The following is an 11,169-nucleotide window of genomic DNA, read 5'->3' on the forward strand; positions in this document are numbered from 1 at the left end:
CCCCACGGCCCGGTAGGCGGCGGCGCTGGCGGCGTGTGTGGAGGACCACCGGCAGCTCTACAACGCCGCCTTGGAGCACCGCCGCACCGCCTGTGCCAGGGCGGGCGTGAGCGTCCGCTACGGCGAGGTCCTGGTCGCCAGGCGGCCGCCCGCCTAGGCGCGCCCCGGCTCCGCCCAGATGCCCATGAGCCGCCAGATCCGCCGGGTCAGCGGGTTGATCAGGCCGATCTCGGCGCACAACTCCCGCGTCTTGCCGATGGAGTCGCGGATCTCCTGCTTGGCCGCCGGGTTGCGCAGGTAGATCTCCGACACGACGCTGAGGGGGATCTTGAAGTGCCTGATGAGCGCTCCGGGGGGCGCCAGCATGATGCGGGCCATCACGCCGAGGATGATGGGGGAGGCGATGCCGAGCAGGAGCCGCCGGTACGCCGGCATCCGCGGCACGCGGTTGCGCAGGTAGTGGCGAGCGAACGAGATGTGCCTGGCCTCTTCCGCGATGTGGATCCGCATGATCGTCTCTTCGAGCGGATGGTGCGCCCTGTCGTCCTTGAGCACCTTGCGCTGCACGTGGTCGATCGGGTCCTCGCCGCCCAGCACGAACACGAAGAACAGCTCGGTCGAGATCAGCGGAATCAGGGGCGCCGCCTGCGCGATCGCCGACAGCGGCCCCGGCATGCCCCGAACGGGCAGCTTCGTCCGGTTCACGAACTCCTGGAACATCATCCCGTGATGTCCCTCTTCGATGGTCTCGTGGTAGACGTACCGGAACTCGGGCGCGCCGTTCGGCAGCCGGTAGGCGTAGTTGAGCAGCCCGCGTTTGAGCAGGTTCTCGAACTGCAGGCCGATCTTCATGGCGGTCGCCACCCGCCACAGCCCGATCGCCGCCCGCGTCTCCGGGGGCCGGCCGCGATACCACGGGTGGCCGCCCAGCTTGTCGACCGTGGGCAGCTCCCAGCGCGGGTCGGCCGGGTCCACCTGGAACTCGGGGTCGTCCCAGGGGATGTCCCGATAGGGCTCCCAGTGCTTGTCGACCGACGCCTTCGAGAGGCGTTCGATGACCGCTTCGTAGGCCTTCCTGTTCGCGACCTGCTCGTCGCGTTCCCTGGCGGCGGTAGAGCTGGGTGCCTGTGTCATCGCGTGCGCTCCTCTCCTCGCCCGGTATTGTACGAAGCATCCAATAGCGCGGGAAGGTGAGGATCGCAGGTTTCGTCACAACATTTCCGGGGCGACTCCGATCTCGCCGGCGGCGGCCGTGCGGATGAGCGTTCCGGCCCGGCGCCGTGACAGGGCCCTGGGGTGCACGTGCATCTGGACCGCGAGCCCGTCGACCAGCGCCAGGATCCGCCACGTCGCACCTTCGGGGTCGGCGCACGTGAACTCGCCGGATGCCACGCCGGCCTCGATGATCTCGCGAAGGAGGAGGCGGCCCTGGGCGTCGATGCGCCGCGAGATCTCCTCCAGTTGTGAGCTGCGCATCGCCTCGGACCACGCGTCGATCCACAACCTCCAGCCCTCGGTGGGGATCGCGGGGGAGCAGAGCCGCAGGAGGGTGCGCAGCCGTTCGAGCGGCGTGCCGGGGGATCGCTCGATGTCGCCCAGCGCGTCGAGGTGCAGGCGGGCCGCGTAGGTGAAGGCCTGCGCGAACAGCTGGTCCTTGGTCTCGAAGTGGTAGAAGAGCAGCGCCTGGCTGACGCCGGCGGCCCTCGCGATGTCGATGGTCCTGGTATGCCCGAACCCCTGCTCGGCGATCACCTCGCAGGTCGTCTTCAGAAGATCCTCGCGCCGTAATCGGCTGAAACCTGATGCCACAGCGGGTAACTCTAATTTCTCGCTATAGGGGCTTTCATTGGACAAACTGGGCGCGCCGTCTGTTTCGTCATCTCGCGGTGATCATGGTACTGGTCGATCTCCGGGCGTTCGCGGCAGGGGGTCGAAAACCATTACTACCCACCTTTACTCCTCCCTTACCGGCATCCGCAGGACGAATCGGGCACCGGTGTGGGAATCCTCGATCCTCAGCGTGCCGCCGTGCGTGCGCGCGATCTCGCGGGCGATCGGCAGGCCGAGCCCGGTCCCGCCCGCGTCACGGCTGCGGGAGGCGTCCAGCCGGGTGAAGCGCCTGAAGACCACCTCGCGGTGCTCGGGCGCGATGCCCGCGCCGTCATCGAGCACCTCCAGCACGGCCTCGCCGTCGCGGCGCACGATCACGGCGACCGTACGCTCCGCGTGCCGCTCGGCGTTGTCCAGCAGGTTGGTCAGCAGGCGGGCCAGCCTCAGCCGGTCGCCCGTCACGACCACGCCGGGTTGCACCGAGATCCGGACGTCCTTCGTGCGCGGCCTGGCGACCTCGGCGGTGACCAGTTCGCTCAGGTCGACCGGGCCGAGCCGGGCGGGGGCGCCCGCGTCGAGCTTGGCCAGCGTGAGCAGGTCGGTGACGATGTTCTGCAGCCGGTCGAGGCTGGTGAGCAGCTTGCCGCCGACCTTCTGCCAGTCGGACTCGCCGGGGGCGAGCAGGGCCTCCTCGACCTCGGCGCGCATCGCCGTGATCGGGCTGCGCAGATCGTGCGAAGCGTCGGAGGCGAACCTGCGCTGCTGCTCCATCGCGTCCTCCAGTCGCGCGAGCGTGGCGTTCGCGGTCTCCGCGAGCGCCCGGATCTCGTCGGCGTGCTCGGGCACGGGCACGCGCATCCCTCCACCGCCGGCGGTGATCTCGGCCAGCTTGCCCGTGATGCGGTTGACGGGCGCGAGCGTCTTGGCCACCACGTGCGAGACGCCGTACCAGGTCAGTACGACCAGGGCCGCGGAGGAGAGAGCGAGGAAGGCGATCGCGCCGGGCGTGGCGTACCAGGGCGGCCGGGGGCGGAAGGCGTAGACGAGCCAGTCGCCGTCCGGCTGGTACACGCGGTAGACCGCTACGATGTGGCAGCCGCCGGAGAGGTGGGCCAGGTCGCAGGCGTGGACGACGCGGTTGGTGGTGTCCGGTGGAGGCGACGCGGTGGTCAGCCGCGGCGCGCCCGCCAGATCGGTCGTGGCGGACACCACGCGTCCTTGCGGGTCGACGACCTGGACGCCTCGCACGTCGAGATTGCCGAGCAGCGGCAGCTCGGACTCCCTGACCAGGTGGGCCACCGTCAGGGTGGTGCCGGCCGCGTCCTGGGTGTGGATGTCGACGGTCGTGTTGTAGATCATCCACAGCAGCGCGGAGCTCGTGGTGAGGCAGAGCAGGGCCATGGCGACACTGGCGAACAGTGCCAGCCGCGCGCGAAGAGAACGGCCCAGCCGTGCGATCACACCTATCCCCCCGTAATCAGGTGATCACACCAAGTGCCTCTTACTCTAATTTACGGAGATTCCGCCTTTGATTCGAGGTGCGGACGTCCAGAGCATTGCTCTGTACGGGCTCCGCGGCCCTGGCTAGAGTAAGTGAACACTGATGCCAAGGAGTCGATGTGAACCTCGCTGACTACCGGCGTGCCGCCAGGGCGTGGCTGCAGGAGAACGCCCCCCGCGACGACGCGCAGGACGACTCTCAGGAAACGGACGCGGTCACCCGGGCCAAGGACTTCATGGCCAGGCTCCACGACGCCGGCTACTCCGGCATCACCTGGCCGCGGCGGTGGGGCGGCCAGGGGCTGACCCAGGCGGAGGAGCGCGCGTTCGCCGAGGAGGCGCGCGACTACGCCCTCCCCACCTACGTCTTCTCGATCGGCCTCGGCATGACCGGCCCGACCCTGGTCGACCGGGGCACCGACGCGCAGCGCGAGCGCTTCGTCCGGCCCCTGCTGCGCGGCGAGGAGATCTGGTGCCAGCTCTTCTCCGAGCCCGGCGCCGGCAGCGACGTGGCCAGCCTGCAGACCAGGGCGGTGCGTGACGGCGACCAGTGGATCGTCAACGGGCAGAAGGTCTGGACCTCGGTCGCCCACCACGCCGACTGGGGCCTGTTGCTGGCCCGCACCGACGTCGACGTGCCCAAGCACCGGGGCCTGACCATGTTCGTGGTCGACATGCACCACCCGGGCGTGACGGTCAGGCCGCTGAAGGACATGTCGGGCAGGGCCAACTTCAACGAGATCTTCTTCGACGACGTGACGATCCCCGACGAGCACCGCGTGGGCGAGGTCAACGACGGCTGGAGCGTGGCCGTCACGACGCTGCTGCACGAGCGGCTGTCGATCTCGGCGGGCGTCGGCATGGGCGGCCGGCGCGACCACCCCGCCTCGGTCGAGGCGCTGCGCCGGGCCGTCGACACCGGCGACCCGCTGGTCCGCGACCAGCTCGTCGAGCTGCACATCCGCACCCGCGCGCTGGCGCTGTTCAACCAGCGGCTGGCCCAGGAGACCAGGGCCGGCATCTTCCCCGGAGCGCGGGGCAGCGCGGCCAAGCTGCTGCTCGCCGAGCTGACGATGTTCCAGGCCGACCTCGCCACGCAGCTGGTCGGCCCCGAGGCCGCGCTGGCCGGCCACCCGCTGGCGCAGGCGATCTCGATGGCCCCGGGCATGGCGCTGGGCGGCGGCACGAACGAGATCATGCGCAACATCGTCGGCGAGCGCGTGCTCGGCCTGCCGCCCGAGCCCCGCGTGGACAAGACCGTGCCGTTCAAGGATCTGAAGGTGGGGACCCAGGCGTGAAGCTCGTACTCAGCGAGGAACAACAGCAGCTGCGCGAGGCCGTACGCGCCTTCCTGCGCGCCGCGTCCCCGCTGCCCAAGGTCCGCGAGGGTTACGACCCGCAGGTGTACGCCCGGCTCAACGGCGAGCTCGGCCTGTCCGGGCTGATCGTCCCCGAGGAGTACGGCGGCGCGGGCGCCGGCATGACCGAGCTGGCCGTCGTGCTGGAGGAGACGGGCGCGGCCCTGCTGCCGGGGCCGTTCCTGGCCACGGCCTTCACCACCCTCGCGCTGACCCGGGTGCCCGACAAGGAACTGCTGACCGGCATCGCCGAGGGCCGCGTCCTGGCGGCGCTCGCCGAGCCGGCCGTCGAGGCCGTCCTGACCTACGACGGCTCGGCGGTGCGCGGCACGCTGGCGCAGGTGCTCAGCGGCATGGAGGCCGGAGTGCTGGTGGCGCCCGCGCGGGGCGGAGAGGGCGTGGTCCTCGTCGCCGTCGACCTGGCGGGGCCGGGCGTGACCAGGACCCCGCTGGAGACGCTCGACCTCACCCGCGGCCAGGCCCGCGTGGAGCTGGACGGCGCGCCGGCGCGGGTGCTGGGGCCGAGCCCGGACATCGGCGACCTGCTGTGCGTGGCGCTGGCGGCCGAGCAGCTGGGCGTGATGCGGGCCGCACTGGACACCATCGTCGCCTACGCCAAGGTTCGCGTCGCCTTCGGCCGCTACATCGGCTCCTACCAGGGGGTCAAGCACAAGCTGGCCGACATGCACGCCAAGCTCGAACAGGCCGAGTCCATCGTCCGCTACGCCGCCTGGGCGGCCGACGAGTCGCCGGACGAGCTGCCGGAGGCCGCCGCGCTCGCCCAGGCGTACGTCGGCCGCGCCTGCTTCGAGGTGGCCCGCGACCACCTGCTGCTGCACGGCGGCATCGGCTATACCTGGGAGCACGACGCCCACCTGTTCTACAAGCGGGCCAAGGCGGACGAAGTGCTGCTGGGCCCCCCGCGCATACACCGTGCCCGCCTCGCCGCACTGCTGGAGTTGTGATGGACGTCAGCACGATGCCCGGCTTCTACGCCATCGCCGCCGCCGACCCCGGCCGTCTGGCGCTGATCGACGCCGACGGCGCCCGCACGTCGTACGGCGAGCTGCTCGCCCTGGTCAACCAGGTGTCCCACGGGCTGCGGGCCCGCGGCCTGCGCACCGGCGACGTGGTCGCGGGCGTGCTGCCCAACGGGATCGACCAGGTCGTCATGGTCATGGCCACCTGGCAGATCGGGCTCTACTACGTGCCGATCAACTGGCATCTGACCGCGTCCGAGGTGGCGTACATCCTGGCCGACTGCGACGCCAAGGTGGTCGTCACCGGGCCCGCGCACGCCGTACCCGGAGGGGAGATCGGCACGGCGGGGCTGGCCGCAGGGCAGCCGGCCGGCGCGCCCCCGGAGCGGACCGCCGGGGCGGTGATGTGGTACACGTCCGGCACCACCGGCGTCCCCAAGGGCGTGCAGCGGCCGCTGCCCGGCGCCGAGCCGGAGGCCATCGTGCCGTTGTACGTGTGGTTCCTGGGCGAGGTGGTCGACCTCCGGCCGGGCGCGGAGACCCATCTGGTGACCTCGCCGATGTACCACTCCGCGCCGTGCGCGCACACGCAGTTCGCGCTGCACCTCGGGCACACCCTGGTGATCGCGCCCAAGTTCGACCCCGAGGTCGTCCTCGAGCTCATCGACCGGCACCGGGTCTCCAACGCGATGATGGTGCCGACCATGTTCCACCGCATGCTGCGCCTGCCCGAGGAGGTCAGGGGCCGCTACGACCTGTCGAGCCTGCGCCAGGTCATCCACACCGCCGCCGCCTGCCCCGTCGCGGTCAAGCAGCAGATCATGGACTGGTGGGGGCCGGTGCTCTACGAGTACTACGGCTCCACCGAGTCCACGATCGCCTTCTCCGTCAAACCGCACGACTGGCTGGCCAGGCCGGGCACCGTGGGCAGGCCCGCGCCCACGTTCGAAGCCAAGATCTTCGACGACAAGGGCGTGGAGCTGCCGCCGGGCGAGCCGGGCCTGGTCCACGTCAAGTCCGCCATGGGCTCCTTCGAATACCGCAAGGACCCGGCGAAGACGGCCGCCAGCATGCTGGGGGAGTGGTACGCGCCGGGCGACATCGGGTTCATGGACGACGACGGCTACCTGTTCCTGTGCGACCGGCGTACCGACCTGATCGTCTCCGGCGGGGTGAACATCTACCCCGCCGAGATCGAGGCCGCCCTGCTCGACCATCCGGCGGTGGCCGACGTGGCCGTCATCGGGGTCCCCGACGAGGAGTGGGGGCACAGCGTGGTGGCCCTGGTCCAGCCGTCCGACGGGGTCACGCCCGGCCCCGGGCTCACCGCCGAGCTGCTGGCGCACTGCGGGCCGCGCATCGCCAAATTCAAGCTTCCGAAGGTGATCGAATACCGTCCCGAGCTGCCGCGCACCCCCACGGGAAAGTTGTCGCGGTCGAAGGTGCGCGAGGCCTACCTCGCCGCGGCGGGGAAGACCAGCTCCTCCGAATAGCGGCCGTCGCCCAGGTAGAAGCGGGTCGACAACGTCCGGTCCGCGGTGTCGAAGACGGAGCTCCACAACGTGCGGAACGGCACGGCGGGATCCTCGGCCTGCCGGACGGCCGCCAGGCTCTCGCGCAGATCGTGCGCTGACAGGGTGGCTCCCTTGCTGCGCTCGTACAACGTGCGCAGCCGCCCGTACGTGCCGAAGCCGGCCTCGGTGTCGCCGGGCAGGTTCATCGGGTCGGGGTTGCGGTGCAGCAGGTGGTTGGTGACGCAGAGCGGCCCGTCGCCGAACTCGATGATGTGCTCCCTGCCGTCCGGGTCGCGCTCCCACACGAACGCCTGCCCGTGGGCGTCGGCCACCAGGTAGTGCAGGGGCGTGCCGTGGTCGTACTGCTTGGCCAGCAGCAGCGCCTGCTTGGCCTGGTCGGCGTTCTCGCAGGTGTCGACCAGGAACCTGGGCAGTTGCACGCTGCCCACCCCGACCTGCGGCGAGACGTGCTCCGGCGGCTCGGCGCTCTCGAAGTCGGCGATCAGCAGCATGACCGCGAGCCCGGCCGAGTTGATGCCGTCCATGCAGCCGTCGAGGTCCGACATGGTGATGACGGTCGAGGACAGCCCGTCGTCGGGGATCGTGGTGATCACGTAGGGGCGCGAGGCCATGGGCAGCTCGCCTGGCTCTGGCGCCGAGCCCATGACCTCGCTGGTGGTGAGGCGGAAGAAGTCGTAGTTGCGGCCCACCCGGCCGTGACCGTCGGCGGACCCCGAGGGCGGCACCCACAGGGCCGAGCAGCCGGAGCCCGCGGGCACCACGTTGAGGCCGTCGAGGGCCAGCTCGTCCTGGTCGGGGTCGAGGCCGAGAGCCGCCGCGGCGCCGTCCATGCGGGCGTTGTGCTGCGGCCAGTGCCGCTCGAACCAGATCCTGCGGGCCCGGTTGACCTCCGGCGCGGCCGGCGTGGGGGACCAGCCGAGCCTGCGGGCCTCCTCGGTGAGGGCTCTGCCGATCTCGAACTGGCTGCCCGCGAGGGTGAGGTGGCGGACCAGCTGGAAGTCTCCGGCGCCGCCCGCGACCTGTGTCAAGTTCTTCATGACGGCAGCCTCTCCGCGCCTTCTGACGGCGCGCTGACCGCGACCTTACCGCCCGCTGACGGCCCGCCCGTAGCGCTCGGACAACCGCAGCACCTGCTCGGCCAGCTCGGGCGGGTCGAGCACCTCGAAGTCCACCCCGAGGAACCCGATCCACGCCGCCATCCCCTGCGGGTCGTCGCCGCGCAACTCGACCCTGCAGGTGGTCTCGCCTACCGGCTCGACCTCCAGCCCCAGCCGCATGGCCTCGATCCGCGCGGCGGGCGCGTGCAGCAGCACGGTCGCGCGGAAGCGCGCCATGGCCGTGCTGACGCCCTTCTCCACGTACGCCGCCACGTCGCCGCCCTCCGGCATCTCGCGCGGGGTGAACCGGGGCCCGCCGGGCGTGCGCGGGCGCATCCGGTCGACCCGGAACGTACGCCAGTCCTGCCGCTCGACGTCGTAGGCCACGAGGTACCAGCGGCCCCGCCGGTGCACCAGGCGGTGCGGCTCCACGTCGCGCACGCTGGAGGAGTCGTCGTGCCCGGTGTAGTCGAAACGCAGCCGCTCGTGGTCGCGGGCCGCTCCGGCGATCGTGGTGAGCACCTCGGGGGAGACCATCGCCTGCGTGACGCCGGGAATCTGCACGGTGTAGGCGTTGAGGGCGCCGACCCGGCGGCGCAGCCGGGACGGCAGCACCTGCTCCAGCTTGGCCAGGGCGCGCACCGAGCTCTCCTCGATGCCCTCCACGCCGCCGCCGGCCGCCCTGCCGAGCCCCACCGCGACGGCCACGGCCTCGTCGTCGTCGAGCAGCAGCGGCGGCAGCGCGGCCCCCGCGCCCAGCCGGTAGCCGCCGGCCACCCCGGGCGTGGCGTGCACCGGGTAGCCGAGCGTGCGCAGGCGCTCGATGTCGTTGCGGATCGTTCTGGTCGAGACCCCGAGCCGGGCGGACAACTCGGGGCCCGACCACTCCTTGTGGGCCTGGAGCAGGGACAGGAGCCTGAGCAGCCGTGCCGAGGTTTCCAGCATGCGCCCAGTGTGCCCGCTATCGCGGAAGGTGGGCTTCCGCGATGGCTCGCTAACCGCCGAAGATCTTCTGCGCCTGCTGGATGACGACCAGCACGGTCAGCGTCCCGAAGAAGGCGACCGACCAGATCAGCGCCCCCAGCCGGTAGGAGCGGACCTTGATGGCGTCGGGCAGCGCCCGCCGGTTGAGCACGATCAGCAGGATGGAGTAGACGAACATCATCACGGCGGCGAAGCAGGCTGAGAACACCAGCAGGATGAGCGGCTGGTCGAAGCCCAGCAGCAGGATGACGGTGCCGATCAGCGCGATGGCCCACACGGTGGCGAAGTAGACCTTGTTCTCCGAGATGGACGACTTGTTGAGGTAGACGGTCTTGAGCGTGTCGGACGCCAGCCGCGAGGTGTAGTCGACGATGCCCATCGCGGCAGCGAACAGGGCCAGCGCCCCGATCACCCAGAACAGCACGCCGAACCAGGTGCCCACGGTCTCCTGCAGCACCTGACCCTCGACGCGCAGGAACTCGATGCTGTTCTCCAGGCCCGACCGCCCGAAGACGGTGGAGTAGGCCAGCATCGACATGAGCGCGATCGTCACGAACGTCACCAGGCCGAACGTCCACGCCTGCTCCAGGTTGGCGAAACGCCACCACCGCTGCCACCGCGCGAGGTTCTCCTTGGTGGGCGCGAACTGGAAGCCCGTCGACGCGGCCGCCTCCTCGTGCCCGGTGACCGGGCTGACCAGGCGGGGCACGTAGAGGCCCATGCCGAAGCCCTTGTCGCGGATCCAGTTGCTCTGACACAGGTTCTGGCCGCCGCCCGCGCCGGCGTAGGCGATGGCGCCCATCAGGACGGCGAAGTCCAGCGGCGGCACCGGGAACTGGGCGCCGACGGTCAGGCCCTTGCCCAGCTGCAGCCAGCTGTCGGCGGTGATCGCGACCACGATCGCCACCACGATCAGGATCGCCACCAGGGCGACCTTCACGAAGATCACGCGTTCGAGCGCGACGTAGATCACCGGCGCCAGTGTCAGTGAGAAGGCGATCAGGAGCAGCATGCCTATGGCGATCCAGCGTACGGCGCCCTCGCCGGCCCCGGTCAGATAGGTCACCATGGTCGCGGACGTGGTGACCCAGCCCGGCCAGAGGTTCGAGGCGAGCGTCATCAGGACGAAGACCAGGCCCCAGTGTTTCCACATCCGGCTGAATCCGGTCAGCGCGGTCTCGCCGGTGGCCAGCGTGTAGCGCTCGATCTCCATGTTCAGGAACCACTGCGTGATGATCCCGATGGCCGCTCCCCAGATGAAGACGAGCCCGACCTGGGAGGCGATGTACGGCCAGAGGATGAACTCGCCCGATGCCAGCCCCACTCCGGCGCCGACCAGTCCCGGGCCGATGAAACGCCAGGTCGCTCGGGGAGGCTCGGGCAGGTCGCGGACGTTGACGGGAGGCAGGACTCGCGCAGGAACGGTGGGGGTGAATTCCGCCATGCGGATCTCCTTTTCGGCGTGCGTACCCGCCACATTACAGAGCGGCGAAACCCCGGTGGAATAGCCGTCGAACCGTCACCACGTACTCTCCATGATTCGTTAATGTCACGACATGCCCGCCAGCCCGCCGAGCACCTCGCGCATGGCCGCCCGCCAGGCCCGTGCCGCCGCCGGATCCGCCCGTCGCAACCGTTCGATGTCGGGTGGCGTGCCCACCAGAACGACGTCCCCCTCGGCCTCCCCGACGACGGGCCACCCGTCGTCGCCCGCCTCCGGCAGCACGGGAAGGTTCGCGACGCCGGGTACGGAGGAGGCGGTGACGGATTCTCGTATGCGCCGGACGGCCGGCACGAGGCCGGAGGCGTCCACCTCGTTGATGGCGTCGGCCATTTCTCCGTAAAAGTCAGGCAAAGTGCGCGAAGCCGATCATCAGCTCAACTC

At 70.5% G+C, this 11,169-nt stretch carries 10 protein-coding genes; 3 read left to right on the forward strand and 7 right to left on the reverse strand.

From position 1 onward, the window contains the following. Positions 1–153: 153 nt before the first annotated feature. The 3 genes from ABGA98_RS10425 to ABGA98_RS10435 form a co-directional block, all read right to left on the reverse strand. Positions 154–1,134: a diiron oxygenase gene (locus tag ABGA98_RS10425; RefSeq protein ID WP_347617992.1), complete on the reverse strand. Its 981-nt coding sequence runs from the start codon at positions 1,132–1,134 to the stop codon at positions 154–156. A 75-nt stretch (positions 1,135–1,209) separates the two neighbouring features. Next, positions 1,210–1,809 (reverse strand): TetR family transcriptional regulator C-terminal domain-containing protein, encoded by a 600-nt coding sequence (locus tag ABGA98_RS10430; RefSeq protein ID WP_347617993.1) that lies wholly within the window; start codon positions 1,807–1,809, stop codon positions 1,210–1,212. Between the two features lie 144 nt (positions 1,810–1,953). After that, positions 1,954–3,291 carry a HAMP domain-containing sensor histidine kinase gene (locus ABGA98_RS10435; protein ID WP_347617994.1) on the reverse strand — a complete coding sequence of 446 codons (1,338 nt, stop codon included), beginning with the start codon at positions 3,289–3,291 and terminating at the stop codon, positions 1,954–1,956. Positions 3,292–3,449: 158 nt separating this feature from the next. Here ABGA98_RS10435 and ABGA98_RS10440 point away from each other — a divergent pair, with 158 nt between their 5' ends. From ABGA98_RS10440 to ABGA98_RS10450, 3 genes are read left to right on the forward strand one after another with little or no spacing between them, the layout of a single operon-like run. Beyond that, positions 3,450–4,628 (forward strand): acyl-CoA dehydrogenase family protein, encoded by a 1,179-nt coding sequence (locus ABGA98_RS10440; protein WP_347617995.1) that lies wholly within the window; start codon positions 3,450–3,452, stop codon positions 4,626–4,628. Next, positions 4,625–5,653: an acyl-CoA dehydrogenase family protein gene (locus ABGA98_RS10445; protein WP_347617996.1), complete on the forward strand. Its 1,029-nt coding sequence runs from the start codon at positions 4,625–4,627 to the stop codon at positions 5,651–5,653. Before ABGA98_RS10440 ends, ABGA98_RS10445 begins: the two co-directional genes overlap by 4 nt. Then, the gene (locus ABGA98_RS10450; RefSeq protein WP_347617997.1) at positions 5,653–7,161 is read left to right on the forward strand and encodes an AMP-binding protein; all 1,509 of its coding nucleotides are present in this window, start codon (positions 5,653–5,655) and stop codon (positions 7,159–7,161) included. Before ABGA98_RS10445 ends, ABGA98_RS10450 begins: the two co-directional genes overlap by 1 nt. Here ABGA98_RS10450 and ABGA98_RS10455 read toward each other — a convergent pair. From ABGA98_RS10455 to ABGA98_RS10470, 4 genes are all read right to left on the reverse strand, one after another. Then, on the reverse strand, positions 7,122–8,240 hold the full coding sequence (locus ABGA98_RS10455) for a C45 family peptidase (protein ID WP_347617998.1): 1,119 nt from the start codon (positions 8,238–8,240) through the stop codon (positions 7,122–7,124). The two genes, ABGA98_RS10450 and ABGA98_RS10455, sit on opposite strands and share 40 nt — an antisense overlap. Before the next feature lie 45 nt (positions 8,241–8,285). Next, positions 8,286–9,245, reverse strand: coding sequence for a YafY family protein (locus ABGA98_RS10460; RefSeq protein ID WP_347617999.1), 960 nt, complete (start codon positions 9,243–9,245; stop codon positions 8,286–8,288). A 49-nt stretch (positions 9,246–9,294) separates the two neighbouring features. After that, a complete protein-coding gene (locus tag ABGA98_RS10465) occupies positions 9,295–10,728 on the reverse strand; it encodes an Nramp family divalent metal transporter (protein ID WP_347618000.1) in 1,434 nt (477 codons plus the stop codon). A gap of 105 nt (positions 10,729–10,833) precedes the next feature. Further along, positions 10,834–11,118 (reverse strand): hypothetical protein, encoded by a 285-nt coding sequence (locus ABGA98_RS10470; protein WP_347618001.1) that lies wholly within the window; start codon positions 11,116–11,118, stop codon positions 10,834–10,836. Positions 11,119–11,169: the final 51 nt, after the last annotated feature.

Origin of the sequence: Nonomuraea sp. B1E8, assembly GCF_039871515.1 — a bacterium.
Taxonomy (GTDB): domain Bacteria; phylum Actinomycetota; class Actinomycetes; order Streptosporangiales; family Streptosporangiaceae; genus Nonomuraea.

Coding starts and splice junctions, on each gene's coding strand:
- ABGA98_RS10455 (WP_347617998.1), bottom strand. CDS start 8,240: ATGAAGAACTTGACACAGGTCGCGGGCGGCGCCGGAGACTTCCAGCTG.
- ABGA98_RS10465 (WP_347618000.1), bottom strand. CDS start 10,728: ATGGCGGAATTCACCCCCACCGTTCCTGCGCGAGTCCTGCCTCCCGTC.
- ABGA98_RS10450 (WP_347617997.1), top strand. CDS start 5,653: ATGGACGTCAGCACGATGCCCGGCTTCTACGCCATCGCCGCCGCCGAC.
- ABGA98_RS10425 (WP_347617992.1), bottom strand. CDS start 1,134: ATGACACAGGCACCCAGCTCTACCGCCGCCAGGGAACGCGACGAGCAG.
- ABGA98_RS10470 (WP_347618001.1), bottom strand. CDS start 11,118: ATGGCCGACGCCATCAACGAGGTGGACGCCTCCGGCCTCGTGCCGGCC.
- ABGA98_RS10460 (WP_347617999.1), bottom strand. CDS start 9,245: ATGCTGGAAACCTCGGCACGGCTGCTCAGGCTCCTGTCCCTGCTCCAG.